The following is a 17,003-nucleotide window of genomic DNA, read 5'->3' on the forward strand; positions in this document are numbered from 1 at the left end:
TATTGGAAAGATAATGCAGTAAATATGACTCATGAGAGAAAGATGTACCGATTATATGCGTCCTGAGTAGAAGACAGGCAGGCAGGCTTTAGTGTGTCGTACGAATATTGTAGGATACGGGTCAGACCAGAAATTGTGTTGCGCGCCAAGTACAGAAATTTCAATAAACATGCCTTGAAAGATAATTTACCATGAAATACCTGCCCACGTTTTTCATTTTGAGTTCCGTAGCATTTCTTATCAATGGTTGTAGTGGTGACTCACCGACTGAGAAACAAAAAGAAGAAGCAGCCAAGGATGTTTCCGCAATTGACTTACCAGAAAAAACGTTAGAATCGTTATTTGAAGTTGAAAAAGGTTATACGCTTCTGACCTTGAAAGACTTTAAAGAGTTTCAAGGGAAAGCAGCAAAATCTGTCGAGGAGCCTACTTGGACAGAAAAAGGAGGAGTGATTTCATGCACGGGTAATCCCAAAGGTTATCTCTATTCGTTGAAGAGCTATAGTAACTTCTCAGTGCGTCTTGAATATCGTTTCCCGGAAACCGGCCAGAAAAATGACAATCCGAATACGGGCTTCTTATTTTATATCACCGGCGAAAATCGGATCTGGCCTAAATGTCTGGAAGTGCAAGGGAAGTTTGCAGAGATGGCTCATATCAAATCCAATAGCAAAGAGATCACTCTGGAAGTGACTGACAACCAGGAAGCAAGAGAAATGGCCCGAAAACCTGTGGGTGAATGGAATAGCATCGAAGTCATTTCCAAAGATGGTGCACTGACTTCAGTTTTGAATGGGACGCCGATCGCCTCATGTAAACCGAGTGAACTCAAGGCAGGCTACTTTGGTATTCAATCAGAGGGTGATGCAGTCGAGTTTCGAAATATCCGCATTCAGAAACTGACTGATTAGGCGTTTGGTTTGCATTGGCTTGACTGCTTATTTTAAAATAAACAAACAAATTCTGGCTTTCCTCAATACCCAACCGCGGAGTGAATATCATGCGTTTTCCCTTAATAGTTACAACCTGCCTGCTGGCGTTCTCCTGGCTCGTGACACCTTGTAATGCGAAAGCTGAATCAGGAAAGACCCGGATTCTGATGCTCACTCAGAGTAAGGGTTATACCCATGGTTCTGTCAAACGAAATAAAACAGAGTTAGCGCCTGCGGAAATCGCGATGGTGCAATTAGGAAAGCAGTCAGGTTTGTTTACCGTCGATTGTACGCAGGATGCTGCTGCCGATTTCACTAAAGAAAACCTGAAGAATTATGATATTGTCATTTTTTATACCACGGGTATGTTACCTATTAAAGAAGCAGACATGCAGTATTTTTTGAATGACTGGCTGAAACAAAAAGGGCACGGATTCATCGGCTTTCATTCCGCCACCGACACATATAAAACCTACCAGCCTTATTGGGACATGGTGGGTGGTTCCTTTAACGGACATCCTTGGAATGCAAATAACATGGTGACGATTACCGTACATAATCCTAATCACCCGGCCATGAAGCCCTTTGGGAAAGAGTTTCAGTTTAAAGATGAAATCTATCAATACAAAAACTGGCAGCCCGAAAAAGTGCATGTGTTGATGAGCTTGAATATGGAGAAAAGCAATCCTAAACGTCCTTATCAAGTTCCCGTGGCCTGGGCGAAAGAGTGGGGGCAGGGCAAAGTCTTTGTAAATAATTTAGGACACAATCCACAAACATGGACGAATCCAGCATTTCAAAAATCAGTGATCGGAGCCATCAAATGGATTAGAGGCGACGCTCCTGCGGCTGTTCCCGTGAATCCTGAGCTTTCCAAAAAGGAAGATGCAAAAGCGGCTGCCGCAACGAAAGCGGCTACGAAATAATAGCATCATTCAAAGCAGGTAGAAGTTTAGGAAAAATTCATGGCGAAAGTGATAGTGGTAACCGGAGTGACCCAGGGGCTGGGTCGCGCCATGGTTGATGGTTTGATTGAAGCGGGGCACACTGTCATAGGATGTGGACGTTCCAGGGAACGGATCGATGAATTGTCAAAGCAGTATGGTTCACCTCATCAATTTTCGGTCGTTAATATTGCAGATAATAATGCCGTAGGCTCTTGGGCTAAAAGCACACTTGATCAATTTGGCCCTCCCAATCTACTCATTAATAATGCCGCTCTGATCAACGAAAATGCACCGCTCTGGGAAGTTCCCACAGAAGACTTTGATGCTGTAATCGATGTGAATATTAAAGGCCCTACCAATACAATCCGCCATTTTCTACCTGCGATGATCGAACGTCAAACAGGAGTGGTTGTGAATTTCAGCTCTGGTTGGGGACGTTCCGCTTCTGCAGAAGTCGCCGCCTATTGTGCGACAAAATGGGCTGTGGAAGGTTTAACGCTTTCACTCGCGCAGGAATTACCCCGTGGTATGGCAGCGATTCCTCTCAACCCGGGGGTTATCAATACATCCATGTTACAAAGCTGCTTCGGTTCTCAGGCCGCACATTATCCTACGGCCGAAGAGTGGGCAGAAACTGCGGTTCCCTTTCTACTGAGTCTTTCTGCAAAACATAACGGACAACAGTTGACAGTTCCCGTTTAGAAAGATTCATTCTCGCCACTTCCAATTTAGGGGTTTCTTTCCGCTGGTTGGAAATTCGCTTCTATTTAGATTAGACTCAGGGTAGATTTCATATTCATCTAAGATCGACAATCGAGTTCCCTCCCGTAAAGTAATCAAACATGGCCAAATATTTTAAGTATAAATCTCCTGACGATGTTGTTGCAGATTCTGAACGTCTGGGCTGCCCGATTCAGATGTCGAATCACTTTGATGTGTTGTACCAACCGATTCAGATTGGTCATCTGGAAGCCAAGAGTCGTTTGGGAATTCAACCGATGGAAGGCTGCGATGGAACAACTGACGGCTTTCCTGATGAGTTAACTTACCGTCGTTACCGAAGATTTGGAGCGGGAGGGGCATCATTAATCTGGGGAGAAGCGACGGCAATTGGTCCCGAAGCACGAATGAATCCCCGTCAGTTAATGATCAACGATCGGACGGCCTCTGCGCTAGAGCAAATGTTAGTCGGTTGTCGCGATTCACATCAGGAAGTTTTTGGCTCAGACATAGGACTCGTGATCGGACTGCAGCTAACGCATTCGGGTCGGTTCAGTTTTGAAAAACCGCTAGTGGCCACCCGCGACGCTGTGCTTGACCCGCGTACGATTGATAAAGCGACCGGGCGTCCTATCGACGAGAGTTATCCGATTCTCACCGACGATGATCTAAAGCGAATTGAAGACCAGTATGTTGCTGCTGCCAAACTGGCGGAGTCAATTGGAGTTGCGTTTGTCGATATCAAGCAATGCCATCGTTATCTCTTATCAGAATTATTGGCATCCAAAAATCGTCCTGGAGAATATGGCGGTTCTTTGGAAAACCGGACCCGGTTGGTGCGAAATGTCGTTCAGCGCATCAAAGAAGAGTGCCCTCAATTGGTCATCGCGACTCGCATGAATGGCTACGATGGTATTCCCTATCAGGGGGCCGGTGACGATTTTATTGGAGAACCTTGCCCTCACGAACTACCCTTACAGACGGCCTTTGGTACGGACCCGCATGACCATTTAAAAGAAGATCTTTCAGAACCTATCGAAGTGGCGAAGCGACTACGTGAGTGGGGCGTGAGTATGATCAATATTTCCAATGGCAATCCGTATGCGAATCCCCACATTGTTCGTCCCGCCGAATTCCCTCCGACGGATGGCTATCATGCGCCCGAACATCCATTCATCGGTGTTGCCAGACATTTTCGGATTGCTTCGCAAATTCAAGCAGCAGTTCCCGATATTCCTGTAGTGGGGAGTGGCTACAGTTGGTTGCAGGACTTTGCAATGCATGCCGCCGCTGCCAACGTGGAGCAGGGAAAGATTTCTATTGTCGGCATGGGACGTGCGACGCTTTCTCAACCCGAGTTTGCCAAAGTCTTACGGGATGAAGGCAAGCTCAATCGGAAAACTGTCTGCCGGACATTCTCTTATTGTACGAACCTCATGCGGACGAAAGACCATCCCTTGGGGCAGTATGCCACTGGATGTCCTCCGTTTGATAAAGAGGTCTATGATCCACTTTGGAAAGAAGCAAAAGTCAAGTTGGAAGAAAAAAAGAAAGCGTCGTCTGAGTAATCAGGCGGCTTGTTGCAGCGGAACTTCCTCACTTTGCTCATCCGAGATGACTTCTTCTACCAGACCGGCATAGTCTTTTGCACCCGGACAATTTTTGGAATAATCAAATACCGATTGTCCAAAACTGGGAGCTTCCGCCAGCTTAATATTACGGCGAATGCGACTCTGGAATACTTTGGCCGAAGCCCATGGTGCCTCGGGATCACTTTCACTTAAAAATGCGGACAAGTCATCTGTAACGTCGGCTGCCAGTCGTGTTCCTGTTTCATACAGACACAAGACAACACCCGAGACTCTTAGTTCGCGGTTCAGACGACGGCGGACCAATGCAGTTGTTTCCAACAGTTTGGATAAACCCTGCAACGCGAAAAAGTGAGGTTGCAGAGGGATGATGACTTCCGTAGCTGCGGTTAACGAATTAATTGTCAACACACCCAGAGAAGGGGGGCAGTCCATAATCAGATAGTCAAATGGTTCGGTTTCCGCCATCTTATGAATGGCATTGCGTAACACAATTTCCCGATTCTCGGCATCAACCAATTCCAGTTCCGTCGCTGCGAGATCCAGAGTCGCGGGAACGACCCATAAATTTTTCGCAACCAGCTGCCGGGTTTCGGCCAGTGTTTTAAAACCAGAAAAAACATCGTAAGCTGTCGGGACATTTCCCATGGGTTCGATTCCCAAGTGCAAAGAGGCATGTCCCTGCGGGTCCAGGTCGACCAGACAAACTTTTTTGCCTTGCATCGCCAGTCCGGCAGCCATGTTCACGCTTGTCGTTGTTTTGCCAACGCCCCCTTTTTGGTTCATAATCGCAATGATACGCATCGGGAGTCCCTTCCCTCTTTCTCTTATGTAGATTGGGTCATATATTTAATCCAAACGTCTTTATAATAACACCTTACGTCATTCGTGATTCAGGTGAAAAACGCTGGATTTGAGCTTGGTTTCGCCTTAAGGTGGGGAAGTATATCGGGAAATCGCTTTTAAGGAAACACGAATCACAGGGCTCAAATCTTGGATCGTTCTGGTACATTTCAAATGTTTTTACCTCCTTTGTTTCTATGACTTTCGCCGCATGACACAATCCATTTCAATCAGAAACAGCGAATCATGATCTCGTGAGACAGGGAAGAGCCCCGTCAATTCAAAGCTTTTCTCTCGAAACGCAGTCATCGACTCAATGTAGTCCGGCATCTCCTCATACAAAGGGAGAATGGCGATTTCTGATTGGAGTGCAGCAATCTGTTCGATAGATTTTTCTGCTCCCTTAAAAACTTCCTGATCAAAACCCTGAGTGTCCATTTTCAAATAAATCTGGTGATTGGTTCCGGAACATTTGGAAATCACTTCTTCAAAAACGTCGTCCAGTTTTTTGACTTCGACGGTTTCTTTTTGATCAATCTGAACCTGTTCGCTCCGCACCTCTTTGGCATATTCATTGGGATTCAGAAATGACGCAAACACAGACGAACTGGTAAAATTAATTTCCGTCGTTTCAGATACAGAACCCAGGGCACAATTGTAAGTGTGCCACTTGGTATCTCCCGCGCTACTCTGTAATAATTCCTGGTATGCTTCTTTCAAGGGTTCGAACGAAATGATATCGCCTGTAAACCCCATCTCGCGAAGCAGACATCCATATTGCCCGCGGTTGGCACCCACATCCAAAACGATGTTGATGTTCAATTTTTCAAATAAAAACTTTAAGTGTGACTCAAGCGTGGGGTGGTTTCTTTGGATATGAATCAAGTCATATCCGAATAGTTGTGGAATCCTGCGATGTAGTCTCATGATTAATCCTTAATCATTTTCGGTTACTGATGAACCTGATCTCTTCTTAAGATCAAATCGTATTGTGATCGCAAACTCAATTTAGATGATTACTATGAGCTATGCAATAAATTATCGCTCTCTGTTTTTGTTGAACTCTCCTCTAAACGCTGCAAGATGTAGAGCACATGTTGGGCTCTTAAGTTGGCGAGCCACGCTTTTTCAACCGCACGATGATTGATGATTGGAATTTCCTGCAAAATCTCAATTCCCAATAATCGCATCAGATCCTGAAAGTCATGCATCGACATTAAATGCAGGTTGGGTGTGTTATACCATTCGTATGGTAAAACTTCGGTCACCGGCGCACGTCCCTGTTTGAGAACCTGGAGACGAATTCGCCAGTTTCCAAAATTGGGAACTACCACCAACGCCTGTTTCGCGACGCGGACCATTTCTTCCAGCAGCTGTTTCGGATGCAGCACCTGTTGCAGCGTTTGACTCAGCACAACGTAATCAAAAGCGCCATCAGGAATATCCTGCAGGCCTTCATCCAGGTCTGCCTGAAGCACGGGGACACCGCGGGCAATGGAAGCGTGGTGTTGCGTAATATCAATTTCAATTCCCAACACAGAAGCATCTCGTTCATCACGCAACCGCGCCAGCAGACGACCATCGCCGCAGCCCAGGTCTAATACGCGACTTCCCGGTTGAATTTGTTCGAGTAGCAGTTTATCCGTCACTTCCAGCGACGGGTCCTGCATACAATATCGATGTTGTGCACACATAGTCAATTTTCCGTGTCAACCATTGGTAGCGAAGTGCCTTCAGCTACCTTTGATCATGATTTTTTGGCACTCTCCGCTAAACGGGTTTGATAAGCTTGTTCCAGAAAAGGCGTAATCATTTTTTGTAACTGTTCAATTTCAATCAAAAAAGAATCGTGGCCGAATGGGCTTTTTAATTCAATGAAGGAAACATGTTTGCCGCATTCAATTAACGCTCTCACCAACTCTTTACTTTGGGTCGTAGTAAACAACCAGTCCGAATCGTAGGAAGCGATCAGAAACCGGGCATCCGTTTTTCCGAGTGCCTTGGTCAATGAACCATATTGAGAAGCGAGATCAAAATAGTCCATTGCTTTCGTAAGATATAGGTAGCTGTTAGCATCAAAACGTTCGACAAATCGTTTTCCCTGATAATGCAAATAGCTTTCGACCTGAAATTCGACTTCTGGCAGCATCTCGTACTGAAAGGTATCCTGATCCTGTAAACGTCTGCCGAACTTCATTTCAATCGATTGATCAGAAAGGTAAGTAATGTGCGCAATCATGCGCGCGAGTGCCAATCCATAACGGGGGCCGGCTCCTTTTTCATACTTACCCTCCTTGTACTCAGGGTCTGTTTTGATGGCCCGCCTGCCCACCGCATTAAAGGCAATTCCCTGTGCCGAAAGTTGAGCGGCGGTCGCCAGACAGATCGCCCCTCGAACTTGATCAGGAAATCGAGCCGCCCAGTCCAATACCTGCATCCCTCCCAGGCTGCCTCCAATCACAGCCAGCAACTGGTCAATCCCCAGATGTTTTGTGAGCGCCGAATGGACTTCCACAATATCACCGACCGTAATAAATGGAAAATCGAGTCGATAGGAATGATCGGTTTCCGGATTTTTGCTTTCGGGCCCGGTCGTCCCCTGACAGCCTCCCAGCACATTCGCGCAAATCACAAAGTATTTATCGGTATCAAGGGCTCTTCCCGGGCCGATTAAATCGTCCCACCAACCGGGCTTCGCTTTTTCGTCGTCCTGTTCGTAGTAACCGGCGGCGTGCGCATCGCCCGTGAGTGCATGGCAAATAAAGATGGCATTATCTTTCGCGGGCGTCAATTCGCCATACGTTTCATAGGCCACCTGAATCGGTCCCAGTTCTCCTCCTCCAGCCAGTTTTAAACTATGAGGTGGTTCAAATAGAGTTGCCAATTGGGTCTGAACAAAACCAACACCCGAGTGTTGGCGAATTTCAGAAATTTCCTGTTGTGTAGCCATAGAAAAATTACGTTTCCGGTTTCCTGCAAAATAGACAATAGTCGCTTCGTTGTTAAATCAGTATACCGAACCTCCTTCTGAATTTCGACACGTGGCCGCTGCGTTACCTGCTGACCTTGCAATTTTAGAACAGAAGCACCTCAAATTCATTCATTGGCACGGATTATTACAGGCTCAATGTTCTCTTTCGTCATCGAGTTTACTGGGTCAATTCCAGAAAACGGTCCACCCGTCGGTCAATGATATCGATGCTCTTGTTCCAGAACTCAGCTTCTCCCAGGTGATAACCAAATGTATTGGCGACTGCCTCCTCAGTGAGCTGACAGCCGGTGGCAATCAAGAGTTCGCGGTATTTGTCAGCAAATTCGGTTTGATCAGAAAAGGTATCTGACAGAGCATAAACTCCCAGTGACAACAGGTAACCAAAGGTGTAAGGGAAATTATAAAACGGTAATTCGCTGATATAAAAATGCAGTTTGGAGACCCAGAACAGCGGATTCCAGCCTTCGTCATCCAATGAATTCAGGTAGGCTTCTTTTTGCGCCTCTAACATCAGTTCGGAAAAACGCTCTGATGTCAATTCGCCATCCAGACGTTCCTTGTGAAGTCGGTCTTCAAACAGAAACCGCGTATGAATATTGAGCATGAAAGCGACGGAGTCTCCCAGCATTCCATCCAGGATCTGCAATTCTTCTTCTCTGGTCTGAGCAGCACTCAAGCGTTGTTCGCCCAGAACGGCTTCGGCAAACGTCGAAGCGGTCTCCGCCAGATTCATGGGATAGTCACTGAGTACGAATGGCTCATCCTTTAAGACATACGAATGGTAAGCATGCCCCAATTCATGAGCGAGCGTTGACATGCTGTCAGCAGAGTTGGTATAGGTCATAAAAATACGCGATTGTTTTTGAACCGGGAATCCCGTACAAAAACCGCCTTGCCGTTTGCCGGGGCGATTCTCGACTTCAATCCAACGTTCGCGGAGCGCCTTTTCTGAAAACTGACTCAGATCGGGGCTGAATTTTTCAAAGGAGTTCACAACCAACTCGCAGGCACGGTCATACTGGAGTTCCGCAGATTCCCCCCCGCTGAGAGGTAGCGGCGCATTCACATCGTACCAGCAGAGTTTGGAAAGACCGAGAAGCTCTGCTTTCTTATCGAGGTAGCTCACCAGTTTATGTTTGCGTTCGGTGATCACCGACCACATGGTATCGAGGGTGGCACGTTCCATTCGGTTGTAAATCAAAGGAGCATCCAGATGGTCGTTTACTGGCAGGTGTTTGTAAGTCGTTAGTCGAGTTCCCGCGAGATGATTCAAAGCATCGGCACAGGAGTCAGCAATGGTGGCCCAGGCTTTGTTTGCTGCATAAAAATTATTCTCACGAATTGTTCTTTGTGGCGAATCAAATTGAATCTGACCGGGCGAGCGGTCTACCAACTCTCCTTTTTCCATCACACGGATCTTGAGTTCTCCCGACAGACGATCATAGAGCCGTCCCCAGGCATGCAATCCATCGACGGCTAATTCGGAAGCGAGAATTTCCTGATCTTTAGGTAATCGTAACTTGGCATTTCGTTTGGAATCTTCCAGAAAGAAATGAATCTCTTGCAGACGACTGTCGGCTTGAGCAAATTGTTGTAAGACTTCATCGGTGACATCGCGCAGTGTCAGTTGTAGCTGCGTTTCGATGTTCTCCCGCAAAGGGCGAATGCTGGCCAGTCGAGCCATTAATACTTGAAAGTGTTTGTTGTAGGCGTCTTCGGCACAGTGGCATTCCAGGAACGCAAAGAGTCCAGATAAGTCGGCAGTCGCCGCTTGATAGTCTGTTAGAAAATCCCCCCAGACGGCCGCACTCGCTTCGGAAGCGGTCGCCTCAGGTAATGCTTCAACCCGTTCGATAAGGCTTTCCAGAGAAACCTTCATCTGATCCAGGCAGTTTTCAAAATCAGAGTGATCCGGATGAGGATACAGGGAATCGAGTTCCCAGGTCAGAGGATAAGCGGCTACTTCAGTCATTGTCGTCGATCCCGTTCAGTAAATGTGGGGTAATGATTCACAAGTTTAAATTTAAAAGCACCTTGAATTAGGGGCGTTTCGAATGTGAAGAAATGTGTGTTAAGCCTCACATTATCGCAGAACGACACTAAACTGTCGAGCGGCCGGAAAAAACACATTCCAATTTTAAAGTGATACTCCACACCACTCCATGAGCGGTACGGCGCTAGCCGCCGGTACCATGTTTTTTGTATTTGACAGAGACACATCTCTTCACTGATCAGCGCGCATAACCGATGATAATTCAGGTCTTGACACGGTCGCGCCGTTGTTGAAACTCCCTGTTCTGCGTCGCGCGCGCGAGGGACGTTTTTTCGATGGTTGAACACCGCGCACCACTTCAATTTATGCATGCGAAAATTGATCGTTTTTCCACATTTTCACCTGAAGTACCAGAGCTGGTTCCCAATGTCTCGTAGCGAGCCACCCCTTTTGAACACGTTTTCCACACCCACAAGGGAAACCAAACCATCATTTCGTACCACTTCCGAGACATTAAGGCGCATAAGTTTCTCTTGATCCTCCCACGCCTTTCCGCATGATAGAGAACCGTCAGAACAATGAATGTCATACAAACACAGAGAAACAAAATCCGAGGAAACAAAGGCATCACAACCCTCAAAAAACAGAGCATAAACAGGAGCAACCCACCAACCCGGCACCAGAACCACTCCAGAGTTTGCCTGCGAATTAGCAATGGAGCAAGTCGGGAATCTTTGGTTCTATCAAAGGCCGAACAATTTTACCGGATGCAACTCGAACGCCTTAGATGAATAGAGAGCACCTTTGCACAAGCGGAGTTGCGCTGTAGAAAAGATGTTGTGAATATTCATTCGTTTAAATGGATGAGAGTTACGAGTCTCTCGGCAAAAATTCTCTAGGTTATGTTTATCATATTTGTGATGTATGGTTCATCAATGTTCGGTGGTTTATGAGTAAGAGCCATTCCACATTGGAGGAATTAGTGGCAGTAAATCTACAAGTTGTGCTCATAGATCACTACTGCTTATCTAAGTAACATGACGAAGAATTTCAAAGTGATAAAATATTACCAAATGGATTTGTCACAGGAGAGATTTGTTATTGAATCGAAGTGATTTCTCGCTGAGAACTACGGTGATCTACTCACCACAAGCGTCATTAAACGAGCCCCCACACATGTGTTGGCAGGAAAGGCAACAGTTCTTGATTTCCCAGAATTAAAAGTGGTCGAAGTGATGAATTTCAATCGCGATTTGTGTGAAGTGTTGAGGCCCTATATTAAAGGGTGATTATCATACTGATGAACAAATAAGAAAACATTATGGAGCGTATTGCTGTTTAGATTGTCCATGAAATAAAAAGTGTGGGAGACTTGCTCGGAGAAATGGAGTTCTTTCGAAGTCAGGAATGCCGCAAAATGTCGAATGCGGCATAGCACTACAGTGCAATATTGTATAGGGAAATTAACTGGCAATCCATCCCAAATCACTGTATAATTCAGTACATTTATATAAACTAATTCATACTGGGCCACAACAGTTGGTAGTGTTTTGCCAAGCTTCGGCGGTCAAATACATATTATGTAACATAAAGGCATCGTTATGGAAGTCGCACTCTACTATCCCCATACCACAGTCCGAACAAAGGGTGTTCTGAAAACTGGGCTTCTTTTGTGGGACCAGATTCACTGCATAATTCCCAGTGACGGAAAATTTGAGCGTCAAAGATACAAGAAAAAAGAGTACAACGAAGCATTCGATTTGCTCGCTCGCAATCACAAGCCAACTCGGGATGAAAAAAGGAATGCTCACATACAGTTAAAAAAGTTCTTAGCCGAGGCGCCACCTTCATCGTTTTTAAAAGATGTGGTCACCAAAAGCCGTGGCGAATACCTCATCTATCCTAAAAAGTTCGATAAGGGTACATGGAAGCTACTTGAGCAGCATGGTCTTGCATATTTTGACGAGTCCTCATCCGACTATGCTCTTCCTCGAGTGTTTGGATTGCTTTTGATGTCAATTCTGGCGGACCAATGTGCTGGGAAGCAAAAGCAAAAGATCACAGATCACGCAAAAGTGTATTCGTGGGTCTCACAGTATTACGCAAACAAACTGGGCGGAACATATGTCTCCGGTTTGGATGCAAGCGAAGTTGGTGCAAATTATGAACGTTTAGTAACAATTTCGCTTCAAGTTCTCGGGACGAAAAACATACCGATCAAAAAGCTAATAGATATGAGAAAGCGTGAAGAAAAGAGCAATAGTGGTGATTACAGAGCGATGCGGAAACGCTATCGTAAAGCTTTATCAACTTACGTTGATCGCCTCACTAATGAGGTTGAAACAAAAAGTGACGTCAAGGAAATCGAGCGTCAATTCAAGGAGGAGATGAAACAGGATCTCAAGGACCTCAAGAAAGAACTTAACTTGTCAAGTGTCAAAGCACTGTTTTCAAAAGAGATGGTACTTACAACAATCGCAGTTGCTGGAACATTTATTGAGCCCATATCTGGATTGACAACACTTGCGACCACATTACAGGGGATTGGCGTGGCTCCGCTAATCAAAACCGGAGCAGAATATCGAGCCGCGCGAAGTAAAGTATTGCGAGGATCGTCTATGTCTTGGTTATATACAGGAGAACAAAGACCGCTTACACTCCACTAATTTGCATAGCAACCCGTTCTACATAGACTGTACATAAAGCCTTCGGTGGCACTGTCGGCTTGCCCGACATTGCGAACCTATGAAATGATCTGGTGGTATTTCATCGGCATGTGTGACGAGGAAGAACTGCTCTCGCGCATTTCCTGTTTGCAAAAACTGAACGACTGAAACGCGAGCCTCTGGCACGTCTTGTCTGTCTTACTTCACGCTGTGCCGATTCATCTGAGAGCGATTGTTCGAATTACCACTCCTCAGATTTTACAATCATTGAAACCTCCGATCTAAAAATCAGACGCCGAGAGCAACTGCCGAACCGAACAGTATTGAACCAGCCCCGTTTATTCTTTCCGTGTGATCCTGGTGGTCTCTGGTGCGAAATTAATTGGCAATCTTCAAAAAGTTATGGCACTTGCGAAGCCATCGTCTGATGTCTCAAAGTCCGAAATTTCTGAGACGACGAAATACTGTTTCCCATAAACAAAGTCTAGTAAACAGGTTGTATCTCGATGCCCGGTGAGCTGGGGATTTTGATCGACCCTTTTATACTCCTGGCGGCACGTTCTTTGCATCACTATATGCTGGAACACGGTGCTCTGTCCCTCTCCAGTGGAAGTCCTCTAGACGAGCTTTTACGTTGAATGTCCTCTTACTTGATATCATCCAATACTACATCAGCACAAGAACTGAGTTACTTATTGAAAACCAATTCCTTGTGCTATACCGAAAGGCTACTTTTACTTTCCTGGAAACGGCGATTCAGAAGGTGGGGCACGAGCCAGATCCTTTTCGTTGGCTACTCCCTTTTATTTCAGGAGCTTATGGTCATTTGAGAATATCGTGTCGAATAAGTGGCTTAATCATTATTTAATAAATATTTAAAAATAGTATACTATTTACTACTAATACGTTAGAACTGAAATATAATATTAGTCAGTGTTTATGAGTATCCTTCCCATTATCATCACTACAAAATCATCACTACAAAACAATTACATCACACTTATCAGCTTTAACATTTTCAGATCCTGTGAATTTATTTCTAATCCTATGAATTTAAAGAGGGAGTTATTTGATGTCGAGGAACATATACAGCAAGAAGGGTTTTACTCTGATAGAACTACTCGTTGTGATTGCGATTATAGCCATTTTAATCGCATTGCTGCTCCCTGCCGTGCAGCAGGCGCGCGAGGCGGCTCGCCGTTCTACCTGCAAGAATAATATGAAGCAGCTTGGTCTGGCTCTGCACAATTATCACGACGCGCACACCAAGTTTCCCTACTCAAGTGCCAACAACGCCATGGTCTGGACGCAGGCCGGAGATCCGATCCTGAATACATCCGGCTGGACACTACTTCTGCCTTATCTGGAACAGTCTGCGCTCTACAATCAGTTCAACTTCACCGCCGCCCAACGCGACAGTACGTTCAGTGGGTGGTCTTCGACCAGTGCGGGAACAGTGATGGGAGCGTCAGCGGACATTACCGCTAATATGGAACTGACGAAAAAAGTCATCGCCGTTTTCAATTGTCCGAGTGATGATAACAATCAGACCTACAATTCCGCGACTTCCTACTACGGCTGTGGTATCTCGGGAAGTGCCATGACCAACTATGGGTTCAGTGTCAGCTCCGGCACAGGGCCCTGGGCGTTGTGGGGAAATGAAGGCATTACCACGAGAGCTCTCTTTGGGGAGAATTCCAATTCCGATATTTCGAAGATCAAGGATGGCACCAGTAATACCGTCATGGTGTGCGAAACGACTCGTCAGGTGCGGGATGGAACCGGTAACTACTGGGGATGTAGCGTCTATGCGGGAAATGGCGTCAACCTGGCCCACAGTCGGGGAATCAACTACTGGCTTTGTTGCTCCTGGACTCCTCCGATGACGGAACGGCCCGGCGTACTGGGATCTTACAGTATGCCCGGAAGTGCCCATGTCGGAGGTTGTATGATCCTGCTCGCCGATGGTGCTGTGCGATTTATCAGCGAGAACATCGATTCCACTATCCGCACCAATCTTTCCAGAATCAAAGACGGCCAGGTGATTGGCGAATTCTGATCTGAGAAATTGTTTGCCGGGAAGTTTCAACGCTCACGGATAAGGAAACCCGTGAGCGGAGGACTCTTCTTCTCTTAATCAATCCTGCTTCTTCAATCTCTGGTGGATATACATGAGTGCTGGCTTAGATACGACGCGTAAATTGACTCGACGATTTGCAATACCTTTCGCGGTTATGCTTGCTTCTCTTTCCGGTTGTGGGGGTTCGAATTCCGGCCCTAACATTGAAATGATTCCTGTTTCGGGATTCGTGGCGATGGATGGTCAACCACTCGTCGGTGCGATGGTTGAATTTCATCCCACAGGCAACACGAAAGGGAACGGCGGATTTGGCCTGACCGATGAAGCAGGCAAGTTTACTTTGTCTGACTATCATTCGAATCCGGGGTGCCCTCCAGGGGAGTACGGTGTGACCTTCTCGAAGATCACGCAACCGGACGGGTCTCCGGTGCCTCCGAATACCCAGCGAGGTCAGGTCGAGATGAAAGAACAAATTCCCCCTGCCTATAACCTGTTCAAGCCTCATGCGATCATCCAGGGAGCCACAGTCAAGGCGCCGGATTCGAAATTCGAGTTTGAGCTCGACTCAAAATTCAAGCCCCCGCGTTCGTTTTTTCAAAACTGATCATCGAGTCTCAAGGTGTGTTTGGTCATAAAAGAATAGATAAAGGGGGCATGTCTCAAGCAGTTAACGTGCCTTCCTGCATGTAGATGAACCAATTTACAAAATACGAACGGCACGAAATACACGAAAACTCCCTGTTCGCAGTAATTTTTAGCAGTCAGCATAAACTGTGCCGAATACTTTTGGACCTTCTTCCTTTATAGCTCCTCAGATATATATTCAGTCGTGGTTACGCCGGATTCACGCGCACGTTGGTGATTGTTTGAGGAAAGCATTGTATCAACAACGGTATCGGTGCAAAGAGCAAACACAGGACGATGTTTTGCACCCATATGAGCATATTCATGGCAGGAGAGCAAATTTGCCTGGATTCAAGCTGCGAAGGATAGCGCCGTTTGACGAAGTTCGTGGAATCGTAGGCGATACTGAGGTCGTTGATGGATTGAAACGGTGTGACGATTTCGTGGAAAGGATCTACTTTGGCTTCCGGTCGATAGAGGAACGAAAGCAAAATGGAACCGATGCCAAACGGGATGAAGAAAATGAGTAAGTGATCACCAAAGCCGGTTAGCCAGACAATCAACAGGCATGCAAATAACAAAACGGCAGCAACTGGTTGCACGAAGGACCAGAGATGTGTTTTCTTGACGGTAACAGTGGAATTCGAATCCAGTAATAGAAGTAATCGCTGGAAGTAATCCCATTGTGGTTTGGACAGCACAACGGGATGATCAATACCATCATCGTAGAAATACCAGACAGTCTCAATGACAAATTGCACTGTCGTGTCATCGGTATCAGGAAAATCCACCAGCGCATCATCGAAATCAAACGCTGTCAGTTGGTCGTCGAGATATTGACGAATGAGGGCAGCAAGTTGGTCTCGTGCATCGCGGTCAACCATTATTTAAACTCCTGTTGCGAAATCTATTTTTTGAGAACAAATCAAGATCCGTTTTTTCGTATCGAGACTATTTGTTATGTTGTCTTCTACCAAAACAGAACTTTGACACTCAGCAGCGTAAATCAGGTTCCAGTGAGTAGCAGTTGACAGTGCCTTCCAGATCGCGTATGGCCATCACTAATGCTCCCTGCTGATTAAAGGTACCCTTCTGTTTGAACTGTACCTTACCTTTGGTTTTGCCGCATTCCCAGTATAGCCCGCCTTGTCTGGTGAACTCGTCATGATCAGTCTCGGCCCGAAAGACATACATTGAGCCCAAGAGTAATCTGATTCCTTTAGGTAAGTGTCCCGGGGCGTGGGCTGAAGTGAAGAAGAGATTCGATTGAGTGGGACTGGTTTTAAATGTGACCTGCTCGATAATCCTAAAGCTCCAGGGCCACTTGCGCGCACTGTCTAGTAATGGGTCGGCTACTTTCTTGTTCTCTTCACCGTTGATGTCTCCGGTTACCATCGCCCCCATGGTTAGCCCTGCCACCATTTTTACCGCGTCTCTTCTGCTCAGGTCACTCATGTCAGTCTCCCGATGAGTATTATCAACACGTGAATTTAAAACTGATCGTTGATCGTATGAATGTTAGTTGAACGAATGAAGTCGCATACATTTTCTACGATGCAATGTAATATTAAATCGTACCAGTCAGTGGTATACTGTCAACAGCGAGTTTTGTATTAT

General features: G+C 46.1%; 14 protein-coding genes. 7 read left to right on the forward strand and 7 right to left on the reverse strand.

Annotated features, from left to right (window positions below):
- Positions 1–191 precede the first annotated feature (191 nt).
- The 4 genes from V144x_RS06240 to V144x_RS06255 all read left to right on the forward strand — a co-directional run bounded on the left by V144x_RS06240 (position 192) and on the right by V144x_RS06255 (position 4,167).
- Positions 192–911 (forward strand): 3-keto-disaccharide hydrolase, encoded by a 720-nt coding sequence (locus V144x_RS06240; protein ID WP_144982974.1) that lies wholly within the window; start codon positions 192–194, stop codon positions 909–911.
- A gap of 89 nt (positions 912–1,000) precedes the next feature.
- Entirely contained in the window at positions 1,001–1,858 is an 858-nt protein-coding gene (locus tag V144x_RS06245; protein WP_144982977.1) for a ThuA domain-containing protein, read from the forward strand.
- 39 nt (positions 1,859–1,897) lie between these two features.
- Positions 1,898–2,581 (forward strand): SDR family oxidoreductase, encoded by a 684-nt coding sequence (locus tag V144x_RS06250; protein ID WP_144982980.1) that lies wholly within the window; start codon positions 1,898–1,900, stop codon positions 2,579–2,581.
- A 140-nt stretch (positions 2,582–2,721) separates the two neighbouring features.
- The gene (locus V144x_RS06255; RefSeq protein WP_144982983.1) at positions 2,722–4,167 is read left to right on the forward strand and encodes an oxidoreductase; all 1,446 of its coding nucleotides are present in this window, start codon (positions 2,722–2,724) and stop codon (positions 4,165–4,167) included.
- Here the strand turns inward: V144x_RS06255 and V144x_RS06260 are convergent, their stop codons facing one another.
- From V144x_RS06260 to V144x_RS06280, 5 genes are all read right to left on the reverse strand, one after another.
- Entirely contained in the window at positions 4,168–4,992 is an 825-nt protein-coding gene (locus tag V144x_RS06260) for a ParA family protein (protein ID WP_144982985.1), read from the reverse strand.
- Positions 4,993–5,226: 234 nt separating this feature from the next.
- Positions 5,227–5,958, reverse strand: a complete 732-nt coding sequence (locus tag V144x_RS06265) for an FkbM family methyltransferase (RefSeq protein ID WP_144982988.1) — start codon at positions 5,956–5,958, stop codon at positions 5,227–5,229.
- Between the two features lie 92 nt (positions 5,959–6,050).
- Positions 6,051–6,725 (reverse strand): methionine biosynthesis protein MetW, encoded by a 675-nt coding sequence (metW, locus tag V144x_RS06270; RefSeq protein ID WP_232102733.1) that lies wholly within the window; start codon positions 6,723–6,725, stop codon positions 6,051–6,053.
- 53 nt (positions 6,726–6,778) lie between these two features.
- Positions 6,779–7,981, reverse strand: coding sequence for a homoserine O-acetyltransferase MetX (gene metX / locus V144x_RS06275; protein WP_144982991.1), 1,203 nt, complete (start codon positions 7,979–7,981; stop codon positions 6,779–6,781).
- Between the two features lie 199 nt (positions 7,982–8,180).
- Positions 8,181–9,995 (reverse strand): M3 family oligoendopeptidase, encoded by a 1,815-nt coding sequence (locus tag V144x_RS06280; protein WP_144982993.1) that lies wholly within the window; start codon positions 9,993–9,995, stop codon positions 8,181–8,183.
- 1,622 nt (positions 9,996–11,617) lie between these two features.
- Here V144x_RS06280 and V144x_RS06285 point away from each other — a divergent pair.
- From V144x_RS06285 to V144x_RS06295, 3 genes are all read left to right on the forward strand, one after another.
- Positions 11,618–12,682: a hypothetical protein gene (locus tag V144x_RS06285; protein WP_144982996.1), complete on the forward strand. Its 1,065-nt coding sequence runs from the start codon at positions 11,618–11,620 to the stop codon at positions 12,680–12,682.
- Positions 12,683–13,754: 1,072 nt separating this feature from the next.
- Positions 13,755–14,741, forward strand: a complete 987-nt coding sequence (locus V144x_RS06290; protein WP_144982999.1) for a DUF1559 domain-containing protein — start codon at positions 13,755–13,757, stop codon at positions 14,739–14,741.
- Positions 14,742–14,853: 112 nt separating this feature from the next.
- Entirely contained in the window at positions 14,854–15,366 is a 513-nt protein-coding gene (locus tag V144x_RS06295) for a carboxypeptidase-like regulatory domain-containing protein (protein ID WP_144983002.1), read from the forward strand.
- A 229-nt stretch (positions 15,367–15,595) separates the two neighbouring features.
- Here the strand turns inward: V144x_RS06295 and V144x_RS06300 are convergent, their stop codons facing one another.
- Entirely contained in the window at positions 15,596–16,270 is a 675-nt protein-coding gene (locus V144x_RS06300; protein WP_144983005.1) for a hypothetical protein, read from the reverse strand.
- A gap of 109 nt (positions 16,271–16,379) precedes the next feature.
- Positions 16,380–16,841, reverse strand: a complete 462-nt coding sequence (locus V144x_RS06305) for a hypothetical protein (protein ID WP_144983008.1) — start codon at positions 16,839–16,841, stop codon at positions 16,380–16,382.
- Positions 16,842–17,003 lie beyond the last annotated feature (162 nt).

The organism is Gimesia aquarii, assembly GCF_007748195.1.
In the GTDB taxonomy this organism is placed as follows: Bacteria; Planctomycetota; Planctomycetia; order Planctomycetales; family Planctomycetaceae; genus Gimesia; species Gimesia aquarii.

What these genes read in the sequence shown, in the direction of transcription:
- V144x_RS06240 (WP_144982974.1), top strand. Translation starts at nt 192, where the DNA reads ATGAAATACCTGCCCACGTTTTTCATTTTGAGTTCCGTAGCATTTCTT.
- V144x_RS06245 (WP_144982977.1), top strand. Translation starts at nt 1,001, where the DNA reads ATGCGTTTTCCCTTAATAGTTACAACCTGCCTGCTGGCGTTCTCCTGG.
- V144x_RS06250 (WP_144982980.1), top strand. Translation starts at nt 1,898, where the DNA reads ATGGCGAAAGTGATAGTGGTAACCGGAGTGACCCAGGGGCTGGGTCGC.
- V144x_RS06255 (WP_144982983.1), top strand. Translation starts at nt 2,722, where the DNA reads ATGGCCAAATATTTTAAGTATAAATCTCCTGACGATGTTGTTGCAGAT.
- V144x_RS06260 (WP_144982985.1), bottom strand. Translation starts at nt 4,992, where the DNA reads ATGCGTATCATTGCGATTATGAACCAAAAAGGGGGCGTTGGCAAAACA.
- V144x_RS06265 (WP_144982988.1), bottom strand. Translation starts at nt 5,958, where the DNA reads ATGAGACTACATCGCAGGATTCCACAACTATTCGGATATGACTTGATT.
- metW (WP_232102733.1), bottom strand. Translation starts at nt 6,725, where the DNA reads ATGTGTGCACAACATCGATATTGTATGCAGGACCCGTCGCTGGAAGTG.
- metX (WP_144982991.1), bottom strand. Translation starts at nt 7,981, where the DNA reads ATGGCTACACAACAGGAAATTTCTGAAATTCGCCAACACTCGGGTGTT.
- V144x_RS06280 (WP_144982993.1), bottom strand. Translation starts at nt 9,995, where the DNA reads ATGACTGAAGTAGCCGCTTATCCTCTGACCTGGGAACTCGATTCCCTG.
- V144x_RS06285 (WP_144982996.1), top strand. Translation starts at nt 11,618, where the DNA reads ATGGAAGTCGCACTCTACTATCCCCATACCACAGTCCGAACAAAGGGT.
- V144x_RS06290 (WP_144982999.1), top strand. Translation starts at nt 13,755, where the DNA reads ATGTCGAGGAACATATACAGCAAGAAGGGTTTTACTCTGATAGAACTA.
- V144x_RS06295 (WP_144983002.1), top strand. Translation starts at nt 14,854, where the DNA reads ATGAGTGCTGGCTTAGATACGACGCGTAAATTGACTCGACGATTTGCA.
- V144x_RS06300 (WP_144983005.1), bottom strand. Translation starts at nt 16,270, where the DNA reads ATGGTTGACCGCGATGCACGAGACCAACTTGCTGCCCTCATTCGTCAA.
- V144x_RS06305 (WP_144983008.1), bottom strand. Translation starts at nt 16,841, where the DNA reads ATGAGTGACCTGAGCAGAAGAGACGCGGTAAAAATGGTGGCAGGGCTA.